Source organism: Rhodoferax sp. RT4P68 (genome assembly GCF_056521305.1).
In genome coordinates this window covers 599,955-622,050 of record NZ_JBWMBB010000003.1, presented here as the reverse complement: position 1 = coordinate 622,050, position 22,096 = coordinate 599,955, and the positions used below count along the sequence as shown (strand labels likewise).

The window sequence follows — 22,096 nt, the reverse complement described above, 5'->3', positions numbered from 1 at the left end:
GCCAAAGCCCGGCCAAGGCCGCGATCACTTGCGCGACAGCCGGGCCACAAGGCCGGGGCGGCGCACGCCGGAATGCATCGCGCCAATGCGAGGCGCGAGCGATGGTGTCTGGAATAGATGCGCGGCGTTGTGCCGGCTTGACGGTCCTGCTCGTGCAGGAGCGAAATGACACACGTCGCGCACGGCGACGTGACGATCGAACGCGTGAGCGAGAGCGGTTCGAAGGGCATGCTGGTAGGACCCCCGAGAGTCGAACTCGGCACCAACGGATTATGAGTCCGCTGCTCTAACCAACATGAGCTAGGGTCCCGTGCCCGCCCTGCGGCGAGCGGCACCGATTGTAGGTGGCCTACTTCTGCCGGCTCAGGGCGTTGCTGACGAGCTTGGAGGTGATGTCTACGATCTGGATCATGCGGTCGTACGGCATGCGCGTGGGGCCGATCACGCCCAACGTGCCGACGATATGGCCGTCGACCTCGTAGGGTGCGCTGACCACCGACAGTTCTTCGAACGGCACCACCTGGCTCTCGCCACCGATGTAGATGCGCACGCCCTCGGCGCGGCTGGACACGTCGAGCAGGCGCAGCAGCTGCGTCTTCTGCTCGAACAGATCGAAGGCGCGGCGCAGGTGCCGCATGTCGTTGGAAAAGTCACTGACCGACAGCAGGTTGCGCTCGCCGGAGATCACCACCTCGTCCTGCGCGTGCGAAGCCTCGGAACTGACGGTGACGGCGGCCTGCATCAGCGCGGCGATTTCCACGCGCAGCTTCTCGACCTCGCCCGTCAGCTTGTCGCGCACCTGCTCGAAGGCCATGCCGACGTAGTTGGCATTGAGGTAGTTGGCCGCCTCGATCAGCTGCGACTGCGGGATGTCGACCTCGGTGAACAGCACGCGGTTTTGTACGTCACCCTCGGGCGAGACGATGATGACCAGCACACGCCGCTCGGACAGCCGCAGGAACTCGATGTGGTGGAACACCGAGGCACGGCGCGGCGCCAGCACGACGCCGACGAACTGCGACAGGCTGGACAGCAGGTTGGCCGCGTTCGCGATCACCTTTTGCGGCTGTTCGGCCATCAGCTGTGGCGCTTGCAATTGGTCGCGCTGCGCTGTCAGCATGGTGTCGACGAACAGTCGGTAGCCGCGTGCCGTGGGGATGCGCCCGGCCGACGTGTGCGGACTGGCAATCAGGCCCAGCTCTTCCAGGTCGGACATGACGTTGCGGATGGTCGCCGGCGAGAGGTCCAGCCCGGAGGCTTTGGAGAGCGTGCGAGAGCCGACGGGCTGCCCGTCGGCGATGTAGCGCTCTACCAGCGCTTTCATCAACAACTTGGCGCGTTCATCCAGCATCCATGCATTTTAGTGATGTAATTTACAGATGAATTCAAAATTCCGCCGGGTCGCGTTGTTTGGTAAGTACCAGGCATCGGCGTTCGGCGGATCGCACATGACGCCGCCCGGCACCATGCGCGAGATCGCGCAGTTTCTGGCCGACCAGGGCTGCGATCTGGTGGTCGAACAGCAGACGCAGATCAACGCCGAGCTGGCCGACTTTCAAAGCGCCGACATCGCTGCGATCGGCGAGCAATGCGACCTGGCCGTGGTGGTGGGCGGCGACGGCACCATGCTGGGCATCAGCCGGCAGCTGGCGCCCTACGGCGTGCCACTGATCGGCATCAACCAGGGGCGGCTGGGTTTCATCACCGACATCCCGATCGACGCCTACCAGACGGCGCTGTCGCCCATGCTGTCCGGCGAATTCGAGGAAGACCACCGCAGCCTGATGCATGCCCGTGTGATGCGCGGTGGCGACTGCGTGTTCGATGCACTGGCCATGAACGATGTGGTCGTCAACCGTGGCGCCACCTCGGGCATGGTGGAGCTGCGGATCGAGATCGACGGGCATTTCGTGTCCAACCAGCGCTGCGACGGTTTGATCATCGCCACGCCCACGGGCTCGACGGCGTATGCGCTGTCGGCTGGCGGGCCGCTGATGCACCCGTCCATCCCGGGCTGGGTGCTGGTGCCGATTGCGCCACACACCTTGTCGAACAGGCCGCTGGTGCTGGCCGACCCGGCCGAGGTGGTGATCGAGCTGGCGTCCGAGCGCGATGCCAGCGCCAACTTCGACATGCAGTCGCTGGCCTCGCTGCAGCAGGGCGACCGCATCGTGGTGCGCCGCTCGCAGCATTGCGTGCGCTTCCTGCATCCCAAGGGCTGGCATTACTTCGACACCTTGCGCGCCAAGCTGCATTGGAACGGGGGCAGCTGACCGTGGGCATCCGCCGCATTGCATTGCGCGATTTCGTGATCGTGCGCGAGCTGGAGCTGGACCTGACCGGCGGCTTCACGGTGCTCACCGGCGAGACCGGTGCGGGCAAGTCGATCCTGATCGATGCGCTGCAGCTGGCGCTGGGCGCCCGCGCCGACGCCGGCGTGGTGCGCGAGGGGGCCAGCCGCAGCGAGGTCAGCGCTGAGTTCGATTGCCGGGCCGATGCCGCCGATTGGCTGCAGGCCGCTGGCTTCGATGTGGCCGAGACGCTGCTGCTGCGGCGCACGGTCGACAGCCAGGCCAAGAGCCGCGCCTGGATCAACGGCAGTGCCGCCACGGCCACGCAGCTGCGCGAGCTGGGCGACATGCTGCTGGACATCCACGGCCAACACGCGTGGCAGAGCCTGACACGCCCCGCCAGCGTGCGCGCCTTGTTGGATGCCTACGCCAGCCTGGACACGGCCCCGCTGCAGCAGCGCTGGGCGGATTGGCGCTCTGCCGGCAAAGCCCTGGCCGACGCACGCGGTGCCCAGGATTCCCTGCAGCGCGAACGCGAGCGCCTGGCCTGGCAGATCGGTGAGGTCGACAAGCTGGCGCCGAGTGACGACGAATGGGACAGTCTGAACGCCGAACACGGCCGCCTGTCGCATGCGCAGGCGCTGATCGACGCGCTGCAGGTCGCCATTGCCGCATTGGAAGACGAAGACCAGGGCGCCTTGCGCGGCCTGGAGCGTGCCCGATCAGCCTTGGCCGACCAGCAGCACGTGGCGCCCGAGTACGGGGAGATGGCCGAGGTGCTGGCCGCCAGCCTGGCCCAGGCCGAAGACACCCTGCACAGCCTGCACAGCAGCCTGCGCCGCACGGAGCCGGACCCGGAGCGCCTGAACGCGCTGGACGAGCGCATGGGCCTGTGGATGTCGCTGGCCCGACGCTACAAGCGCTCGCCGAACGAACTGCCCGCACTCTGGGCTAGTTGGAAGCAGGAGCTTGCGCGGCTCGACGCGGCCGCCGACCTCGCCGGTCTGGAAGCCGCGCTGGAGGCGGCGCTGACCACTTTCCGCATGGAAGCCAAACGCGTCTCCAAGGCGAGGGGCCAGGCGGCGCCGAAACTGGCCAAGGCCATCACCGCGGCGATGCAGGGCCTGGGCATGCAGGGTGGCGCTTTTGCCGTGGCGCTGGAGCCGCTGGTCGAGCCCGCCGCGCACGGCCTGGAAGACGTGCAGTTCCTGGTGGCCGGGCACGCGGGCAGCACGCCGCGCCCGGTCGGCAAGGTGGCCTCTGGTGGTGAGCTGTCGCGCATCGCGCTGGCCATTGCGGTCACCACCAGCGAACTGGGCGGCGCGCAGACCTTGATCTTCGACGAGGTGGATGCAGGCGTCGGCGGCGCCGTGGCTGAAACCGTCGGCCGGCTGATGAAGCAGCTGGGCGGCGGGCGCCAGGTGCTGGCGGTCACCCATCTGCCGCAGGTGGCCGCCTGTGCCGACCACCATCTCGTGGTGGCCAAGCAGCGCGAAGGCGCCGCCACCGTCAGCAGCGTCAGCGAGGCGCATGGCGAACAGCGCGTGGCCGAGGTCGCGCGCATGCTGGGCGGCGAACGCCTGTCCGGCACCACGCTGGCGCACGCCAGGGAAATGCTGGGCGCGCCGTGAGTCTGACGCCGCCCCCCGCAGACGCCGCGCCGCCCATGCTGGAGATCGTGCTGATCACCGGCATGTCCGGCTCAGGCAAGTCGGTCGCCCTGCATGCGCTGGAAGATGCCGGCTACTACTGCGTGGACAACCTGCCGCCGGAACTGCTGCTGACGTTTGCCGAACTGGAGCAGACGCGCGGCGCCCAGCGTGTGGCGATTGCGATGGACGTGCGCAGCGCAACCTCACTGCCGCTGGTGCCGGCGCAGCTCAGCATCCTGCGCGCCAAGGGCGTGATGGTGAAGTCATTGTTTCTGGACGCCGGCACTGACACATTGGTGCGCCGCTATTCGGAAACACGGCGCAAGCATCCGCTGTCGCGTTCCGATCTGCAGGACCACCAGCACGCGCTGTACGAGGCGATCGAGCTGGAGCGCGAGCTGCTGGCCGATCTGCGCGAACAGGCCCACGTGGTGGACACCAGCATCATCCGTTCGTCGCAGCTGCAAGGCTATGTCAAGACGCTGATCTCGGCGCCGAACGCGCAGCTGACGTTGGTGTTCGAATCGTTCGCCTTCAAGCGCGGCATTCCGTTGGATGCAGACTACGTTTTCGACGTGCGGATGCTGCCCAACCCGCACTACGACCCGGACCTGCGACCCTTGACCGGCATGGACGCACCGGTGGCGCGCTTTCTGCAGCAGAGCGCCGAGGTGCGGCTGATGTTCGCGCACATCGACAAGTTCCTCACGCACTGGCTGGACCTGCTGGCGCGCGACCACCGCAGCTATGTAACGGTGGGCATCGGCTGCACCGGCGGCCAGCACCGCTCGGTCTATCTCGTCGAACAGCTGGCGCGCACGTTCAGCAAGCGCTGGGTCACGCTCAAGCGCCACCGTGAGCTGGACGCACGCGGCGGTTTCATGGGGCCGTCAGAAGGCCAGAAATCGGGTTCAACAATTTTTTGACCGGCGCGGGCAGGCCAAAGTGCACCAGCGCTTCGGGTGCCACCCAGGCGCCCCCTACCCCGTCCAAGGCAGATGACGTCACGCGCACACGTACTGGGTGCAGCAGCAAATCCTTGTGCGTCAACACATGCGTGAACGCTGGCAGGGTCTGCGCTGCTGCGCGGTGCTGCGCTGGCACCGCGCTCAGAAGATCGGCTTCACTGTCGAACACCGGCAGGCAGTGCAGGCCAGCCCACACACCGGTCTGCGGCCTGCGTGCCAGCCAGATGCGCGCGGCGTCGTCCTCGGCCCACAGCAACCACCAGGCGGCGCTGCTGCGCTTGAGCTTGCGGGTCTTCACCGGATAGCGCTCGGGCGCGCCTTCACGCCGGGCCACGCAGCCCTCGCGCAGGGGGCAGATCAGGCAGGAGGGATTGCGGGCGCTGCACACGGTGGCGCCCAGATCCATCACGCCCTGGGTGTAGCGCGGCATGGCCTGCTGCAGGTTCTCGCGCGGCAATAGCTCTGTCGCCAGGTCCCACAGTGCCCGCTCATGGCGCGGCTGGGCCAGATCTTCGCCAAAGCCCAACACGCGCGTCAGCACCCGCTTGACGTTGCCGTCCAGGATCGCGGCGCGCTCGGCAAAGCAGAAGGCCGCGATCGCCGAGGCGGTCGAGCGGCCGATGCCGGGCAGCGTCTGCAGCGCCTGCGCAGACGGCGGAAAGTGCCCGCCGTGCAAGGCCACGACCTGCCGGGCACAGGCGTGCAGATTGCGCGCGCGGCTGTAATAGCCCAGGCCCGCCCACAGCGCGAAGACCTCGTCCTGCGTGGCGGCAGCCAGCGCCTGCACGTCGGGGAAGCGCTCCAGAAACCGGGCGAAGTACTGGATGACCGCCGCCACCTGCGTCTGCTGCAGCATGATCTCTGAGAGCCAGACGCGGTACGGGTCGCGCGTGCCCTGCCAGGGCAAGGCATGGCGGCCATGGCTCACCTGCCATTGCACCACCTGCTGCGCGGCCCAGCCGGGCTGGCGGGCGTCCTGCAGGGTGACCGTCACGCCTTCTGGCACCGCGCGCAGAAGAACGTGGAGCGCTGCCCCTGGCGGATCGCACGGATCGGCGATGCGCACACGCGGCAGGGCTGGCCCTCCCGGTCATAGACCATGGCTTCCAGCTGGAACATGCCGTGCTCGCCCTGCGCGTTGGAAAAATCACGCAGGCTGCTGCCGCCACGCAGCACCGCGCGCGCCAGCACCTCGCGCACGGCGGCGTGCAGCTTGCGGGCACGGGCCAGACTGAGCCGTCGCGCGCGCGCCGTCGGCCGGATGCCGGCCAGGAACAGGGCTTCGGATGCGTAGATGTTGCCCACCCCCACCACCACGTCGCCCGCCAGCAGCACCTGCTTGATGGGCGCGGCACGCCGACGCAGCCCGGCGTGAAAGACGAGCAGATCGAACGCATCGCCCAGCGGCTCCATGCCGAGCCGGCCGAGCAGCTTCAGCGCTTCAGGCGCATCGTCGCCACCGGCGTAGACGACGGCGCCGAAACGTCGCGGGTCGTGCAGCCGCAAGAGGCCGTGCGAGGTCTCCAGGTCGAAATGGTCGTGCGGCCCCGCCGGGCCATGCGCTGGCGCGAAACGCAGGCTGCCCGACATGCCTAGATGCAGCAGCAGCATGCCCTGGTCCAGATCAAGCAGCAGGTACTTGCCGCGCCGACGCACGCCGGTCACGCTGCGGCCCACCAAGTCTTGCGGCGCGCAGCCCAGGGCCCAGCGCAGGGGCTTGCCCACGCGTACACCGGTCACTGTCGCGCCCGCGATGCGGTCCGCGAAACTCATTCGCGTCACTTCGACTTCGGGCAATTCGGGCATCGACTGGACAAGATGGAGGGATAAAGGGCTTGGATTATTATGGTTCGATGATGCGACTCCTACGACCGGCCGCCCGCGGTCTTGCCTCGCTGTCACTACTGCTGGGCCTGTTGCCGGCGCATGGGCAGACTACCCCGGCCACACAGCCGCCAACCAACTCCACCGACACCGCCTCACCCGCGCAGTCGGCTTTGACGGCTGAGCTGTTCTATGAGCTGCTGCTGGGCGAGATCAACGCGCTCGGCGGAGAACGTGGAACGGGCTACGCGTTGATCCTGGATGCCGCCGTGAAGGCCAAGGATCCGCTGCTGTTCCAGCGTGCGGTCGAGATCGCCCTGCAGTCGCGATCGCCCGATGCGGCGTTGCGCGCTGCCAACGTGTGGCGTAACACGCTGCCTGCGTCGCGTGAGGCCAACCGCTACCTGCTGCAGATCCTGATCGCCACGAACAAGATCGCCGAATCGGTGGAGCCGCTGCGTAGCGAGATTGCGGCCAGCCCGCCGATGGAGCGCAATTCCACCATCCACGCCATCCCCAGGGCCTATGCGCGCGTGACCGATCGCAAGGTGGCGGCGCAGGTGGCCGAGCAGGCACTGGCCGGCTTTGTGGACGACAAGACCACCGGGGCAGCCGCCTGGACATCGATCGGCCGCATGCGCCTGGCAGCCGGTGATGCGGCGGGCGCGCTGGACGCCGCTGCGCGCGGGCACGCCATCGAACCCGGCGCCGAGGCGCCTGCGTTGCTGGCCATGGAATTGATCGACCGCCGCCAGCCCCAGGCCGAAGCGCTGGTGCTGCAGCATCTGCAGGGCAAGCCGTCACCCGACATGCGCCTGGCCTATGTGCGCGCCCAGCTGGACAACCAGCGCTATGCCGAGGCTTCGGCCCAGTTGCAGCGCCTGACGACCGAGCACCCGGACTTCGCCGAGGCCTGGCTGGTGCAGGGCAGCCTGCAGGCCCAGGACAACGAACTCACCGCCGCAGACGCGTCGCTGCAGCGCTTCATCGCGCTGGCGCAGAAACTGCCGGCCGGTGACGTGCGCAGCCGCGCCATGGCGCAGGCCTATCTGTCACTCGCCCAGGTGGCCGAGAAGCGCAAGGACTTTGCAGGGGCGGAGAAATGGTTGGACCAGATCGAAAACTCGGACGATCTGCTGAGCGCCCAGAACCGCCGCGCTTCACTGCTGGCCAAGCAGGGCAAGCTGACAGAGGCCCGCGCCATGCTGCGCGCGCTGCCTGAACGCAACGCTGCTGAAGCACGCCTGAAGCTCAACGCCGAGGTACAACTGTTGCGTGAGGCCAAGCAGTACCAGGCCGCCTACGACTTGCTCAAGACCGCGCTGGAGCGCGAGCCCAAGGACACCGAGCTGCTGTACGAGCAGGCCATGATGGCCGAGAAGCTGGGCCGCACCGAGGAGATGGAGCGCCTGCTTCGCACGCTGATCGAGATCCGGCCCGACTACCACCACGCCTACAACGCGCTCGGCTACTCGATGGCCGATCGCAACGTGCGCCTGCCTGAGGCCAAGCAGCTCATCCAGAAGGCGCTGGAGCTGGTGCCGAACGATCCGTTCATCGCCGACAGCCTGGGTTGGGTCGAGTTCCGCATGGGCAACATCCGCGAGGCGACGCGCATCCTGACGGATGCCTACCAGGCTAAGCCCGACGCCGAGATCGCAGCCCATCTGGGCGAAGTGCTGTGGGTTGCTGGCCAGCGCGAGCGCGCCACCGCCATCTGGCGCGAAGGCCTGGCGCTGAATGCCGAGAACGAAACCCTGCAGTCCACGCTCAAGCGCCTGCGGGTGCCGCTGTAGTCGGCATGCCCGGCATGGTCTTGGCCCGGAGGGGGCTGCTGGTGGCCACGGCGCTCGTGTTGACCGGCTGCGCCGCACCGCCACGCACGCTGGACCGCACGGCGGGTGACGCGTACTGGAGCGGGCGTCTGGCACTGCAGGTCGAAGATGCGCCGTCGCAATCGTTCTCTGCCACGTTCGAGCTGCGCGGGTCTGCCGAGCGCGGCGAGCTGGCCCTCTACTCCCCCTTGGGTTCCACCCTTGCACAGCTGCGCTGGCAACCGGACGGCGCATGGCTGAGCTCGGGCGGACAGACACAACGTTACGACTCGATGGATGCGCTGACCGCCGCCGCGACCGGCACGGCGCTGCCCCTACCTGCGCTGTTCGACTGGCTGGCCGGTCGCCCCGCGGAAGTGCCGGGCTGGCTGGCCGACCTGTCGCGCGTGGCCGACGGGCGACTGCTCGCAAGCCGCACCATGCCCCTGCCCAGGGCCGAACTGCGCCTGGTGTTCGAGGCTGCAGCGAAGGCCCCGGCGTGAAAGCGCTCTACGACATCCCCGCGCCGGCCAAGCTCAACCTGTTCTTGCACGTCACCGGCCGGCGCGCCGATGGCTACCACCTGCTGCAGTCGGTCTTCATGCTGATCGACTGGCACGACGTTCTGCATGTCGAGTTGCGCCACGACGGGCAGCTCAGCCGCGAAGACCTGGGGCCGGCCCTGCCGCCCGATGACCTGACACTGCGAGCGGCGCGGGCGCTGCAGCAGGCCACTGGCACAACGCTGGGCGCCCACATCGGCGTGCTCAAGCGCGTGCCCAGCCAGGCGGGCATGGGGGGAGGATCGTCCGACGCCGCCAGTTGCCTGCTGGCGCTGAACCGGCTTTGGAAGCTGCATCTGAGCGTGCGCCAGCTGTCGGCCATCGGCCTCGCGCTCGGGGCCGACGTGCCGTTTTTCCTCTTCGGGCGCAACGCCTGGGTCGAGGGCATCGGCGAATCGCTGCAGGCTGTGACGCTGCCCCCGCAGCGCTTCCTGGTGGCCAAGCCTGCGCAGGGACTGGAGACAGCGAGAATTTTTTCGTCGCCAATTTTGAAGCGCGATACGGAGCGTGCTACACTCTTAGGCTTTGCTGCAGACCCCTACGGCTTTGGCCGAAATGACCTGCAGAGCGTTGCTCAAAGCCTGAGCCCTGACGTGAACCAAGCCCTCAAGTGGCTGGAAGCGGCAGGAAAAGAAGAAGAACAAACAGGCAGAATGACGGGCTCTGGCAGTGCGGTATTTGCACGGTGGGCGCAGGCGGATCATCCCGCAGCGCCTGCAGGTTGGCAGGTGCGGATCTGCAGCAATATGGAAGTTCATCCTTTGGCCGGGTGGGCAACCAGCGAAGATTGATCGGTGGGCGGTGTTGCCGTCCTCCTGAGTAGGGGAGTCGCCAAGTTGGTTAAGGCACTGGATTTTGATTCCAGCATGCGAAGGTTCGAATCCTTCTTCCCCTGCCAAACAACACATCGGGCCTCGTGGCCCGGTGCACCTCCGCCGGGACGCGCATGCAGCCTCATCACACCGATTTCATGATCTTCACCGGCAATGCCAATCCTGGCCTTGCCTCCGAAATCGCCCACCATCTGGGCATCACGCTGGGTGCGGCCAGCGTGGGCCGCTTCTCCGATGGCGAAGTCACGGTCGAGATCAACCAGAACGTGCGTGCACGCGATGTGTTCGTGGTGCAGAGCACCTGCGCCCCGACCAACGAAAACCTGATGGAACTGCTGATCATGGTCGATGCGCTCAAGCGCGCCTCGGCCGAACGCATCAGCGCCGTGATCCCGTATTTCGGCTACGCCCGGCAAGACCGCCGGCCGCGCTCGGCCCGCGTGCCCATCACCGCCAAGGTGGTCGCCAACATGCTGCAGGCGGTGGGCGTGGACCGTGTGCTGACGATGGATCTGCACGCCGACCAGATCCAGGGCTTCTTCGACATTCCCGTTGACAACATCTACGCGTCGCCCGTGCTGCTGGGCGACCTGCGCCTGCAGAACTATGAAGACCTGATCGTGGTCTCGCCCGATGTCGGCGGCGTGGTGCGCGCGCGTGCGCTGGCCAAGCAGCTCGGCTGCGACATGGCCATCATCGACAAGCGCCGCCCCAAGGCCAATGTCAGCGAAGTGATGCACGTGATCGGCGAGATCGAAGGGCGCAACTGCGTGATCATGGACGACATGATCGACACCGCCGGCACGCTGGTCAAAGCGGCAGAGGTGCTGAAGGAACGCGGCGCCAAGAAGGTCTATGCGTACTGCACGCACCCGATCTTCTCGGGTCCTGCCATCGAGCGGATCACCCAGGGCTCGGCGCTGGACGAAGTCGTCGTCACCAACACCATCCCGCTCAGCGAAGCCGCTGGCGGATGCAAGAAGATTCGCCAGCTCACCGTGGCACCGCTGATCGCCGAGACGATTCTGCGCATTGCCAACGGCGAGTCGGTCATGAGTTTGTTTTCGGACCAAGAGAATTTGTTCTAGCCCGAAGACAACCCACAGACGCCGCCTGAATTCGCAGGCGCGCCGTCTTTTGCAAACCGGAGTGGCGTTGGTCGCGATGCCCTCTTACTGGAGTTCACTATGAAATTCGTCGCTTTCGAGCGCGCCTTGCAGGGCACGGGTGCGAGCCGCCGTCTCCGCATCACGGGCAAGACCCCCGGCATCGTCTACGGTGGTTCGGGCGAGCCCAAGCTCATCGAACTGGACCACAACGCGCTGTGGCACGCCCTCAAGAAGGAAGCCTTCCACTCCAGCATTCTGGAAATGGAACTGGCCGGCCAGACCGACAAGGTCCTGCTGCGTGACGTGCAGATGCACCCCTACCGCCAGCTGGTGCTGCACATCGACTTCCAGCGCGTGGACGCCAAGACCCGCATGAACATGAAGGTGCCGCTGCACTTCAAGGGCGAGGAAGAGTCCGAAGCCGTCAAGATCGAGCAGAACCTGGTCAACCATGTGACCACCGAACTCGAACTGAACTGCCTGCCGAGCGATCTGCCCGAGTTCATCGAGGTCGACCTGTCCGGCCTGAAGAACAACGGCACCGTGACGCTGAAGGACATCAAGCTGCCCCGAGGCGTGAAGTGGATCAGCCACGGCAAGAACAATCTGGTGCTGGCCTCGGCCACCGCACCGGCCGCTGAAGAAGAACCGGCAGACGCCGCCGCAGCAGCAGCTGCTGCAGCACCCGCCGCACCGGCAGGCAAGGCCGGCGCCAAGGGCGCACCGGCAGCCAAGACGGCAGCGGCCCCCGCTGCCAAGCCGGCCGCCAAGAAGAAGTAATTCTTCTGCGCCGCGCATCGACGGCCCGCTTCGGCGGGCCGTTTTTGTTGGCGCTGCCGAACGTCCAAGGCGCTCGCACGGTGGCTTCGAGACCTGCCCTCTACCCTGAATAATCACGGCCATGATCAAGCTCTTCGTCGGCCTGGGCAACCCGGGCCCGGACTACGACCAGACCCGGCACAACGCCGGCTTCTGGTTCATCGACGCGCTGGCGCGGGAGCTCAAGGCGACGCTCGTGCCTGAGAAAAGCTATTTCGGCCTGGCCGCGCGCACGCAGATCCAGGGCCAGACGGTCTGGTTGCTACAGCCGCAGACCTTCATGAACCTCTCGGGCAAATCGGTCGCGGCATTGGCACGGTTCTTCAAGATCGCACCCGAAGAAGTGCTGGTCGCCCACGACGAGCTCGACATCGTGCCCGGCCAGGTCAAGCTCAAGCAGGGCGGCAGCCACGCCGGCCACAACGGCCTGCGCGACATCCACGCACAACTCGGGTCACCGAACTACTGGCGGCTGCGCCTGGGCATCGGCCACCCCGGTGCGAAGGACCAGGTGCTGGGCTGGGTGCTGAAGAAGCCCTCGCGCGAGCATCTGGATGGCATCGAGGAATCCATCGACCGCTCGGTGCGCGCCGTACCACTGCTGGTGGCTGGCGACTTCACGCAGGCCATGATGCAGATCCACACCAGCAAGCCGCCGCGCCCCAAGCCACCACGGGCCGAGCCGCCGCCTGCGGTGGCGCCATCGGTGCCCCCGCTCGTGCCGCCTCAGGCCTGATCAACAACCTTGCCGGCGTCAAGCTGCAGCCGGCGGTACTTGGCCCACAAGCCTTCCTGACTTTCGATGAAGTCCGGGTGCACCGGGATGCAGGCCACCGGGCAGATCTGCACGCACTGCGGCTCATCGAAATGGCCCACGCACTCGGTGCAGCGCGAGGGCTCGATCTCGTAGATGCTCTCGCCCATGCTGATGGCGTCGTTCGGGCACTCGGGCTCGCACACGTCACAGTTGATGCATTCGTCGGTGATGGTGAGGGCCATGGCGCCGATTATCCCGCGCGCCTGTGCGTGCCACGTGGCTGCGTGGTGAAGCCCACATAATGCGCACCCAACGATGAGCCGCCCTCGCATCCACTCCGCATTGGCGCCATGAGCCTGTTCGTGCTCAAGCGCCTCGCCACGTTGATCGCCACACTGGTCGGCGCCTCGGTCATCGTCTTCCTGGTGCTCGACATCTTGCCGGGCAACGCCGCGCAGATGCTGCTGGGGCCGGACGCCGCGCCCGACGCCGTAGCGGCACTGGCCAGCCAGCTCGGCCTGGACCAGCCGGCCTGGGCGCGCTATGTGCACTGGGTCACGGGCCTGGCGCGTGGCGAACTCGGCAACAGTTACGCCTACGGCTCGCCAGTGCTCGAGCTGATTCTGGAACGCCTGGCGCTCACCGCGCCATTGGCCGTCATGGCGATGGTGCTGACCACGGTGCTGGCGCTGGTGGTCGGCGTGACGGCCGCTGCCCAGCACAACAAGATCGGCGATGTCGGCCTGATGGGGCTCACGCAGGTCGGCATCGCAATTCCGAATTTCTGGTTCGCCATCCTGTTGATCCTGCTGTTCTCGGTGAAGCTGCAATGGTTCTCGGCCGGTGGCTTCGATGGCTGGGGCGAGGGGCTGGACGGCCTGGTCAACGGCATCAAAGCCCTGTTGCTGCCGGCCCTGGCACTGGCCGTGGTGCAGGCCGCCATCCTCGCGCGCATCACACGCTCGGCCGTGCTGGAGGTGCTGCGCGAAGACTTCGTGCGCACCGCCCGCGCCAAAGGGCTGGCGCAGCGCGCCGTGCTGTGGGGCCATGTGCTGCGCAACGCGCTGATCCCGGTGATCACCGTCATGGGCATCCAGTTCGCCGAGCTGATGGCCGGCACCATCGTGGTGGAAAACGTGTTCTACCTGCCGGGCCTGGGCCGGTTGATCTTCCAGTCGATCGCCAACCGCGACCTGATCGTGGTGCGCAACTGCGTGATGCTGCTGGCGGCCATGGTCGTCATCGTGAATTTCATCGTCGATCTGCTGTATGCGGTGATCGACCCACGGCTGAAAGCGTCGGACGTATGAGTGCCGCCCGGCCGCCCGGAGACGCTCGCACCGCACCGATGACGAGGGCATCGCCGTGAGCGCCGTTCTGCCCGCATCCTCGCAAGCGCCCGGCTTCTGGCGGCGCGCGCTGGGCCACCGCAGCTTCGTCATCGGCGCCGTGCTGACGGCGCTGCTGATTGCCGCCGCCTTGCTCTCGTTCGTGTGGACGCCCTGGCCGCCGCTGGAGATGGACATGGCCAGCAAGCTGCAAGGCCCCTCGCCCGGCCACTGGCTGGGCACGGACGCCTTCGGCCGCGACGTCGCCTCGCTGCTGCTGGTCGGGGCGCGCGCCTCCATCCTCGTGGGCGTGATCGCGGTCGGCATCGGCCTGATCGCCGGCACGGCTCTGGGCCTGTTGGCATCGGCCCGGCGCGGCTGGGTCGAGGAAAGCATCATGCGTCTGACCGACTTCTCGCTGGCCTTCCCGGCCATCCTGTCGGCCATCATGCTGACGGCGGTGTTCGGCGCCGGCATCGTCAACGCCATCGTGGCCATCGGCATCTACAACATTCCAATGTTCGCGCGCATCACGCGCGGCTCGGCCAACGCCGTGTGGGCGCGCGAGTACGTGATGGCCGCGCGTGCCTGCGGCAAGGGTGCCTGGTCGATCACGCCGCAGCACGTGCTGCCGAACATCTCGGCCGTGCTGATCGTGCAGGTGACGATCCGCTTCGCGGTCGCGATCCTGGCGGAGGCTGCTCTGTCCTACCTGGGGCTGGGCACGCAGCCACCGCAACCTTCGTGGGGTCGCATGCTCAGCGAGGCGCAGACGTTGATGTTCCAGCAGCCGCTGCTGGCCGTGTGGCCCGGCCTGGCCATCGCGCTCGCGGTGCTGGGGCTGAACCTGCTGGGCGACGGCCTGCGCGATCTGCTCGACCCGCGTCTGGCACGCGCGCGATGAACAGCCCGGCCTCGCTCCTGCTCGACGTGCGCGACCTGCGCGTGGGCCTGCAGACGCCGCGCGGCCCGGCCGAGGCCGTGCGCGGCGTCTCGTTCACGCTGGCGCGCGGCGAGACGCTGGGCATCGTCGGTGAATCGGGCTGCGGCAAGTCGCTCACGGTGCAGGCGCTGATGGGGCTGCTGCCGGCCACGGCCCGGGTGTCGGGCAGCATCCGCTTCGAAGGGCAGGAGCTGGTGGGCCAGCCCGATGCCGCGCTGTGCCGGCTGCGCGGCGACCGCATCGGCATGATCTTCCAGGAGCCGATGACGGCGCTGAACCCGGTGCACACCATCGCGCGCCAGGTGGCCGAGCCGCTGCGCCTGCACCGTGGCCTGTCGCGCAGCGCGGCGCGGGCCGAGGCGCTGGCGCTGCTGGAGCGCGTGGGCATTCCCGATGCAGCCCGGAGGCTGGATGCGTATCCGCACCAGTTCTCCGGCGGCCAGCGCCAGCGCATCGTGATCGCCATGGCGCTGGCCTGCGGGCCAGACCTGCTGATCGCCGACGAGCCGACGACCGCCCTGGACGTGACGATCCAGAAACAGATCCTGGACCTGCTGGCCGAGCTCGTGGCCGAACGCGGCATGGCGTTGATCCTGATCTCGCACGACCTGGGTGTGATCGCACGCAGCGCCGCGCGCATGCTGGTCATGTACGGCGGCACGGTGGTCGAAAGCGGCCCCACGGCGGCCGTGTTCCGTGACCGCGCGCACCCCTACACGCAAGGGCTGTTCGCCGCCCGGCCGGCCCTGGGCGCAGCACGGGGCGCGCGCCTCTCGACCATTGCCGGCAGCGTGCCTGAGCTGGTAGACCTGCCCGCAGGCTGCCCCTTTGCCGGGCGTTGCCCGCTGACGATCGATGCCTGCACGCAGGCGCTGCCGGCAGCAACCGTGCTGGCAGACGGGCATGCCGTGCGCTGCCTGCGCGTTGGCGAGACGAAGACACCATGAGCCCTGCACAGCCAGCCGAAGCCACTCGCGCCGGGGCCGAAGGCAGCCCCGTGAGCACCGCCCGGCAGCCCGACGCCGTTCGCACCGCAGGCGCAACCGCCACTGGAGTCGCAGGCGCAACGGCAACCGCAGCTGGAGTCGCAGCCACACCCGCAGCCGCAGCCGCAGCCGCAGCCGCAGCCGCAGCCGCAGCCGCAGGCAAAGCGTCGCCGAAAGCCGCCCCGCTGCTCGACGTGCGCGACCTCGTGCGCCACTACGCACTGCCGCGCGAACGCCTGCTCGGCCCACCGCCACAGGTGAAGGCCTTGAATGGCGTCAGCTTCACGCTGCAGGCCGGCCGCAGCCTGGGCATCGTCGGCGAATCAGGCTCGGGCAAGTCCACCATCGCGCGGCTGGTGATGGCGCTGGACACGCCCACCTCGGGCAGCGTGCACCTGGAAGGCCTGGACCTGCACCGCGCCGACACCGCCACGTTGCGCACCGCGCGGCGCGACTTCCAGATGGTGTTTCAAGACCCTTATGGCTCGCTCGACCCGCGCCAGACTGTGGCCCGCATCGTGGCCGAGCCGCTGGAGGCATTGGCCCGCAGCAGCGCCCGCGAACGACGTGAACGCGCCGCCGAGACACTGGCCGAAGTGGGCCTGCGCACAAGCGACCTGGACAAATACCCGCACGAGTTCAGCGGTGGCCAGCGCCAGCGCATCGCCATCGCACGGGCACTCATCACGCGGCCGAAACTGATCGTCGCCGACGAGCCGGTCAGCGCCCTCGACGTCTCGGTGCAGGCCCAGGTGCTGAACCTGATGCAGGACCTGCGCGAGCGCCACGGCGTGAGCTACCTGCTGATCAGCCACGACCTGGCCGTGGTGCACCACCTGTGCGATGAGGTCTGCGTGCTGCACCGTGGCCTGGTGGTAGAGCGCGGCGACCCAGTGCGGTTGTTCCAGCACGCCGAGCACCCCTACACGCAGGCGCTGCTGGCCGCCGTGCCGCGCGCCCTCCCTCCCGCTGCGGCCCCCGTTTGAGGTAAGGTCCGCCCGTCTTCCCTGGTGCCCGCTTCTTTCTTGGAGAGCGATGACATGCTGAACCGTCGAACCGTCCTGACCACCGGCGCCGCCACGGCGCTGGCCGCCACCCTGCCCGCCGCCGCGCAGTCCCGCAAGGACTCGATGGTGCTGGGCATGACCCTGGAGCCCACCGGCCTGGACCCGACGGCCAGCGCCGCCGCCGCCATCGCCGAGGTCACGCTCTATTCGATCTACGAGACGCTGACCAAGATCAACCCCGACGGCCGCGTCGTGCCGCTGCTGGCCGAGAGCTGGGACATTTCGCCCGACCTCAAGACCTACACCTTCCGGCTGCGCAAGGACGTGAAATTCCACAACGGCGAGCCCTTCAACGCCCAGACCGTGAAGTTCGCGTTCGAGCGTGCTGGCGGCGAGAAGAGCACCAACAAGGACAAGCGCACCTTTGCCAATCTGGGCGTGCAGGTGGTCGACGATTTCACCGTGGTGCTGTTGAACAAGGAGATCGACCCCGACCTGCCGTTCGCCCTGGGCCAGGCCACAGCCATCATGGTCGAGCCCAAGAGCGCCGCCGGCAACGCCACGCAGCCCGTGGGCACCGGCCCCTACACGCTTGAGAGCTACAACAAGGGCGCCTCGCTCTGGCTGCGCAAGTGGCCGGGCTACCGTCAGCCGTCCATGGCCAAGCTCAACCGCATCGGCTTTCGCTTCATCTCGGACCCGGCAGCCCAGGCCGCCTCACTGCTGGCCGGCGACGTGGACGCGTTCCCCCGCATCGCCACGCGCAACGTCGCCCAGTTTCGCAACAACCCGCAGTTCCAGACCATCCTGGCCGGCTCGCGCGCCAAGACCATCCTGGCGTTCAACCACCGCAAGAAGCCGCTGGACGACGTGCGCGTGCGCCGCGCCATCCTGGCCGCGATCGACCGCAAGGTGGTCATCGAGGGCGCCGCGGACGGCTTTGGCACCGCCATCGGCAGCCACTACGTGCCGGGCGCGCCGGGCTACGTGGACACCACCGCCACCAACGCCTTCAACCTGGACAAGGCCAAGCAGCTGATGCTGGATGCCGGCATCAAGACGCCGCTGGAGCTGACGATGACGCTGCCGCCGCCACCCTACGCGCGCCAGGGCGGCGAGGTCATCACCGCGCAGTTGGCCAAGATCGGCATCGCCGTGAAGACGCAGAACGTGGAGTGGGCGCAGTGGTTGTCGGGCACCTACGGCGGCGGCTTCAACTACGACCTGACCATCGTCTCGCACGTGGAGCCGTTCGACCTGGGCAACTACGCCAAGCCCGACTACTACTGGGGCTACAAGAACCCGGAGTTCACGGCGCTGTACGACAAGCTCATGAACACCGGCACCCCGGCCGAGCGCACCAGGCTGCTGGGCGAGGTGCAACGCCTGCTAGCCACCGATGCGGCCAATGGCTTCCTGTTCCAGCCGCAGTTCCCGACCATTGCGAAAAGAAGCGTCAAGGGCCTGTGGACCAGCCTGCCGATCTTCGCCAACGACCTGGCCGCGCTGTCCTGGTGATGGGCGCCGGCGGCTGAACATGCACGCCGAGAGCCTGGGCAACCCGGTCACGCTGGGCGAGCCTGCCAGCCTGGCCGGCGTGAACGACTTCGTTCAGGGCTTCATCGCCTGCGAGGCCCGCGTGCTGCACCTGCTGGACGTGGCGGCCGCGGACCACGCAGCCATCGTGCAGGCCTACGCAGCGGCGCTGTACATGTTCGCCGAGACGCCGGATGCACCCGTGAAGGCCTGGCCCTGGCTGGCGCGCGCGCAGGCGGGCGTGGATGCCGGTGCCGCGACCGAGCGCGAAGCCATGTTCGTCGCCGCTGTCACGGCCTGGGTCGAGGGCAACCTCGACCGCGCGATCCGGCTGCACGAGCAGTTGGCGCGCGAACACCCGCGCGATCTGGTGTCGGTCAAGCTCGGCCAGTACCACCTGTTCAACCGCGGCGACGCACCCGGCATGCTGCGGCTGGCCCGCCAGGTGCTGCCGGCGGCAGGCGAGGTGCCCTATCTGCACGGCATGCTGGCCTTCGGCTGGGAGCAGTGCCACTTTTTGCGCGAGGCCGAGGCCGCTGCGCGCCATGCCATCGCGCAGTGCCGCAAGGAACCGTGGGCGCACCATGCGCTGGCGCACGTCATGCTGACCGAGGGCCGGCTGACGGAGGGTCTGGACTTCATGCAGTCCGTAGCGGACAGCTGGACAGGCCTGAACTCCTTCATGGTGACGCACAACTGGTGGCACATGGCCCTCTTCTCGCTGGATCTGGACCAGCCCGAAGCGGTGCTGCGCCTGTACGACGAACAGGTCTGGGGCGTGGCCAAGGACTATTCACAGGACCAGATCAACGCCGTCTCGCTGCTGGCGCGCCTGGAACTGGCCGGAGTTGACGTCGGGGGCCGCTGGCAGGATCTGGCCGACCACCTGGTGCCGCGCACCGCCGACCATGTGCTGGATTTCCTGGATCTGCAGTACCTGTACGGCCTGGCCCGCGCAGGCCGCCCCGAGGCCGGGGTGCTGCTCCAAAACTTGCGCCAGCGTGCCGCGTCACGGCCACCAGGCGACGTTAGCGGCGAGGTCGGCATGCCGGCCGCTGTCGGCCTGGTGGCCCACGCCCGGGGCGACATGCCCGAGGCCGCGCGGCAACTGGCGCGTGCCCTGCCCCGGCTGCGCGAAATCGGCGGCAGCCACGCGCAGCGCGACCTGTTCCAGCAGATCTACATCGATGCGCTGGCGCGCGGGGGGCAGGCGGTGGAGGCGCAAAACCTGCTGCAGCAGCAGGCCCGGCTGCAGCCGCAGTCCCAGCGGCTGGCGCGGCAAGCGGCCCACGTGGCCGGCGCGCTGGGCATCAGCCCCACATGCGATGCTCACGACCATCCGCCGAGACCGCGCCAACCACGGCGCTGACGACCGACCCGAAAGGACCCACCACCATGGCCCGCATTCCCTACGCCGACCCCGGCAGCCCCGACGTCCGCCCCCTGGCCGATCGCATCGTCGCCGAGCGCGGCAGCATCCTGCACCTCTACCAGATGCTGATGCACAGCACGCCCATTGCAGAGGGGTGGCTGGCTTACCTGACTGCGATCCGTCAGAAATCGACCCTGCCCGGCGCGCTGCGCGAGCTGATCATCATGCGGGTGGCCCTGCTGAATCGCGCCCCGTACGAGGCCGACCAACACGCGCCCATTGCCCTGCAGGAGGGCGTGTCCGAGGCCCAATTGCAGGCGCTGGGCGACTGGCAGGCCAGTTCGCTGTTCGGCCCGCGCGAACGCGCCCTGCTGGCCTACGTGGACGCCATGACGCTCCATGTGCAGGTGCCGGACGCGGTGTTCGGCGCCTTGGCCGCGCAATTCGCGCATCGCGAGGTGGTGGAGATCACTGCCACCGTGGCGGCCTACAACATGGTCTCGCGCTTTCTGGAGGCGCTACAGATCCACTCTCACGATGCGCGCTGAGCCGCGCCAGACGTTCAAACCCAAGGAGACTCAGATGAAAAGACGTGTAGTGCTGGCAGCCCTGCTGCTGCCCCTGGTGGCGACGGCGCAGGGCGCCTGGCCTGAGCGGCCGATCACGTTCGTGGTGCCGTACCCGCCCGGTGGCCCGACCGACCTGATGGCCCGGCTGATTGCCCAGCCGCTCTCCAAGCGGCTGAATGTGCCGGTGGTGGTGGAGAACAAGGCCGGCGCCAGCGGCAACATTGGAACCGGCCAGGTCGCCCGGGCCAAGCCGGACGGCTACACCATCCTGCTGGCGGCCAGTGGCAACCTCTCTGCCAACCAGTACCTGTACAAGCGCCTGGGCTTCGACCCGATCAAGGAGCTGGCGCCCGTGGTCCAGATCTCCAAATTCCCGCTCGTGCTCGAAGTCTCCGAACAGAGCCCGATCCAGAATTTTCGGCAGTATGTGGACTACGCCAGAAAGCCCGAGAACCGCGTGACCTTCGGCTCGGCCAGCAACGGCTCACCGCAGCATCTGGGCGGCGAGCTGTTCAAGAGCACGGCCAAGGTGGAGCTCGCCCACATTCCGTACAAGGGCGCGGGCCCGGCGATCGTGGACCTCATGGGCGGGCAGATCACCAGCATGTTCGACATCCTGGGCAGCTCCATGCAGCACATCAAATCCGGCAAGCTGCGGCCCCTGGCAGTCACTACGAAGACCCGCTCGCCTCTGCTGCCTGATGTCCCCTCGATCAGCGAGTCGGGCTATCCGGGCTTCGAGTACTACGCATGGCACGGCATCTCGACCACGGCTGGCACGCCCAAGCCCATCGTCGACCGTCTCAACAGCGAAATTCGGGCCATCTTCCAGGAGCCTGATTTCAAACAGAAATGGCTGGAAATCGGCTCCGACGTCGTGGCGGGCACGCCGGAGCAGTTCGGTGAATTCATCCAGGGTGAGGCACGCAAGATGGAAGCGCTGATCAAGACGCTGAACGTGCAACTCGACTGATCGGCCGCCCTGCGGCGCTGGCGATCCCTGCCCGCCCGGGGGTCTGCCTAGACCTCGACACGCTGGCGGATCTGCGCCAGGCGCGCCTGGTCGTACACCGGCTGCGGCGGCATGCCATCCAGATGGGCGATGTCGGCCCAATCCAGGATGTCGAGCCGATGGGTATCGGCGTCCACATGCACCTGCAGGCGGTTCACCCCGCCGTTGGGAATGTGGCTCTGGCGCGGCCCGTCCAAGGGCAGCCCGCGGGCGCTGCGCCAGACCATGTCCAGCACGCCGCCATGCGTGACGACGACCAGGGTCTGGCCGATGTGCGCGTCCACCAATGCGCGCAGGCCCTGCACGACACGCTGGTGAAAGTGGCGGGTGCTCTCGCCGCCGTCGAAAGCGTAGTCGGCCTGGAAGTCCACCCAACGGTTCCAGGCTTGCGGGTGGCGGCGCTTGATCTCGTCGACGCTCATGCCATCGACGACACCAAAGTTCTGCTCCCGCAGCGCCGACAGTTCCAACGGATCGGGCGCGCCGCGCCGGGCCAGCAGCTCGGCCAGTGGCTCGCCCGTCTGCCGCGCACGCGACAGGTCGCTGGTGACCACGCGGTGCGGCTGGTCGCGCCCCAGCCGTGCTGCCACGCGGCGGGCCTGCTCGTGGCCCACATCGTTGAGCGGCACGTCGACCTGGCCCTGAAAGCGCAGCTCGCGGTTCCAGTCGGTCTCACCATGGCGTACGAGGATCAGGCGGGTCATGCCTCGATT

General features: G+C 67.7%; 22 protein-coding genes and 2 tRNA genes. 18 read left to right on the top strand and 6 right to left on the bottom strand.

The window, feature by feature from the left end:
• Positions 1–232: 232 nt before the first annotated feature.
• Both AC099J_RS09415 and hrcA read right to left on the bottom strand, forming a co-directional pair.
• A tRNA-Ile gene (locus AC099J_RS09415) sits at positions 233–310 on the bottom strand.
• A gap of 39 nt (positions 311–349) precedes the next feature.
• Entirely contained in the window at positions 350–1,351 is a 1,002-nt protein-coding gene (gene hrcA / locus AC099J_RS09410) for a heat-inducible transcriptional repressor HrcA (protein ID WP_479614969.1), read from the bottom strand.
• A gap of 28 nt (positions 1,352–1,379) precedes the next feature.
• Between hrcA and AC099J_RS09405 the strand changes: the two genes are divergently transcribed.
• The 3 genes from AC099J_RS09405 to rapZ are packed head-to-tail and all read left to right on the top strand — an operon-like array spanning position 1,380 to position 4,869.
• Positions 1,380–2,273 carry an NAD kinase gene (locus tag AC099J_RS09405; protein ID WP_479614968.1) on the top strand — a complete coding sequence of 298 codons (894 nt, stop codon included), beginning with the start codon at positions 1,380–1,382 and terminating at the stop codon, positions 2,271–2,273.
• Positions 2,274–2,275: 2 nt separating this feature from the next.
• Positions 2,276–3,922, top strand: coding sequence for a DNA repair protein RecN (gene recN, locus AC099J_RS09400; protein WP_479614967.1), 1,647 nt, complete (start codon positions 2,276–2,278; stop codon positions 3,920–3,922).
• Positions 3,923–3,957: 35 nt separating this feature from the next.
• Complete coding sequence (gene rapZ, locus AC099J_RS09395; protein ID WP_479614992.1) at positions 3,958–4,869, top strand: RNase adapter RapZ; 912 nt, start codon at positions 3,958–3,960, stop codon at positions 4,867–4,869.
• Here the strand turns inward: rapZ and mutY are convergent.
• Both mutY and mutM read right to left on the bottom strand, forming a co-directional pair.
• Positions 4,823–5,905 (bottom strand): A/G-specific adenine glycosylase, encoded by a 1,083-nt coding sequence (gene mutY / locus AC099J_RS09390; protein ID WP_479614966.1) that lies wholly within the window; start codon positions 5,903–5,905, stop codon positions 4,823–4,825. The genes rapZ and mutY overlap by 47 nt on opposite strands.
• Complete coding sequence (mutM, locus tag AC099J_RS09385) at positions 5,902–6,717, bottom strand: bifunctional DNA-formamidopyrimidine glycosylase/DNA-(apurinic or apyrimidinic site) lyase (protein WP_479614965.1); 816 nt, start codon at positions 6,715–6,717, stop codon at positions 5,902–5,904. The genes mutY and mutM overlap by 4 nt, the downstream gene beginning before the upstream one ends.
• 47 nt (positions 6,718–6,764) lie before the next feature.
• On the opposite strand from mutM, the gene AC099J_RS09380 reads away from it, so the two are divergent.
• The 7 genes from AC099J_RS09380 (at position 6,765) to pth (ending at position 12,609) form a co-directional block, all read left to right on the top strand.
• Positions 6,765–8,531 carry a tetratricopeptide repeat protein gene (locus tag AC099J_RS09380; RefSeq protein ID WP_479614964.1) on the top strand — a complete coding sequence of 589 codons (1,767 nt, stop codon included), beginning with the start codon at positions 6,765–6,767 and terminating at the stop codon, positions 8,529–8,531.
• Between the two features lie 5 nt (positions 8,532–8,536).
• On the top strand, positions 8,537–9,052 hold the full coding sequence (locus tag AC099J_RS09375) for a lipoprotein insertase outer membrane protein LolB (RefSeq protein WP_479614963.1): 516 nt from the start codon (positions 8,537–8,539) through the stop codon (positions 9,050–9,052).
• Positions 9,049–9,903, top strand: coding sequence for a 4-(cytidine 5'-diphospho)-2-C-methyl-D-erythritol kinase (ispE, locus tag AC099J_RS09370; RefSeq protein WP_479614962.1), 855 nt, complete (start codon positions 9,049–9,051; stop codon positions 9,901–9,903). The genes AC099J_RS09375 and ispE overlap by 4 nt, the downstream gene beginning before the upstream one ends.
• A gap of 30 nt (positions 9,904–9,933) precedes the next feature.
• A tRNA-Gln gene (locus tag AC099J_RS09365) sits at positions 9,934–10,010 on the top strand.
• Between the two features lie 48 nt (positions 10,011–10,058).
• Entirely contained in the window at positions 10,059–11,033 is a 975-nt protein-coding gene (locus AC099J_RS09360) for a ribose-phosphate pyrophosphokinase (RefSeq protein ID WP_479614961.1), read from the top strand.
• Positions 11,034–11,132: 99 nt separating this feature from the next.
• Positions 11,133–11,834 (top strand): 50S ribosomal protein L25/general stress protein Ctc, encoded by a 702-nt coding sequence (locus AC099J_RS09355; protein WP_479614960.1) that lies wholly within the window; start codon positions 11,133–11,135, stop codon positions 11,832–11,834.
• A gap of 121 nt (positions 11,835–11,955) precedes the next feature.
• A complete protein-coding gene (gene pth, locus AC099J_RS09350; RefSeq protein ID WP_479614959.1) occupies positions 11,956–12,609 on the top strand; it encodes an aminoacyl-tRNA hydrolase in 654 nt (217 codons plus the stop codon).
• Here the strand turns inward: pth and AC099J_RS09345 are convergent.
• A complete protein-coding gene (locus AC099J_RS09345) occupies positions 12,600–12,872 on the bottom strand; it encodes a YfhL family 4Fe-4S dicluster ferredoxin (protein WP_479614958.1) in 273 nt (90 codons plus the stop codon). The genes pth and AC099J_RS09345 overlap by 10 nt on opposite strands.
• 108 nt (positions 12,873–12,980) lie before the next feature.
• Between AC099J_RS09345 and AC099J_RS09340 the strand changes: the two genes are divergently transcribed.
• The 8 genes from AC099J_RS09340 to AC099J_RS09305 are packed head-to-tail and all read left to right on the top strand — an operon-like array spanning position 12,981 to position 21,344.
• The gene (locus AC099J_RS09340) at positions 12,981–13,940 is read left to right on the top strand and encodes an ABC transporter permease (protein WP_479614957.1); all 960 of its coding nucleotides are present in this window, start codon (positions 12,981–12,983) and stop codon (positions 13,938–13,940) included.
• A gap of 55 nt (positions 13,941–13,995) precedes the next feature.
• Positions 13,996–14,862, top strand: coding sequence for an ABC transporter permease (locus AC099J_RS09335; protein ID WP_479614956.1), 867 nt, complete (start codon positions 13,996–13,998; stop codon positions 14,860–14,862).
• Complete coding sequence (locus tag AC099J_RS09330) at positions 14,859–15,848, top strand: ABC transporter ATP-binding protein (RefSeq protein ID WP_479614955.1); 990 nt, start codon at positions 14,859–14,861, stop codon at positions 15,846–15,848. The genes AC099J_RS09335 and AC099J_RS09330 overlap by 4 nt, the downstream gene beginning before the upstream one ends.
• Positions 15,845–16,873, top strand: a complete 1,029-nt coding sequence (locus tag AC099J_RS09325) for an ATP-binding cassette domain-containing protein (protein WP_479614954.1) — start codon at positions 15,845–15,847, stop codon at positions 16,871–16,873. Before AC099J_RS09330 ends, AC099J_RS09325 begins: the two co-directional genes overlap by 4 nt.
• A gap of 54 nt (positions 16,874–16,927) precedes the next feature.
• A complete protein-coding gene (locus tag AC099J_RS09320) occupies positions 16,928–18,412 on the top strand; it encodes an ABC transporter substrate-binding protein (RefSeq protein ID WP_479614953.1) in 1,485 nt (494 codons plus the stop codon).
• A gap of 19 nt (positions 18,413–18,431) precedes the next feature.
• Positions 18,432–19,799: a tetratricopeptide repeat protein gene (locus tag AC099J_RS09315; RefSeq protein ID WP_479614952.1), complete on the top strand. Its 1,368-nt coding sequence runs from the start codon at positions 18,432–18,434 to the stop codon at positions 19,797–19,799.
• Positions 19,800–19,825: 26 nt separating this feature from the next.
• Positions 19,826–20,350, top strand: a complete 525-nt coding sequence (locus AC099J_RS09310) for a carboxymuconolactone decarboxylase family protein (RefSeq protein WP_479614951.1) — start codon at positions 19,826–19,828, stop codon at positions 20,348–20,350.
• A gap of 34 nt (positions 20,351–20,384) precedes the next feature.
• Positions 20,385–21,344: a Bug family tripartite tricarboxylate transporter substrate binding protein gene (locus tag AC099J_RS09305; RefSeq protein ID WP_479614950.1), complete on the top strand. Its 960-nt coding sequence runs from the start codon at positions 20,385–20,387 to the stop codon at positions 21,342–21,344.
• 47 nt (positions 21,345–21,391) lie between these two features.
• On the opposite strand, the gene AC099J_RS09300 is transcribed toward AC099J_RS09305, so the two are convergent.
• Entirely contained in the window at positions 21,392–22,087 is a 696-nt protein-coding gene (locus tag AC099J_RS09300) for a histidine phosphatase family protein (RefSeq protein ID WP_479614949.1), read from the bottom strand.
• Positions 22,088–22,096 lie beyond the last annotated feature (9 nt).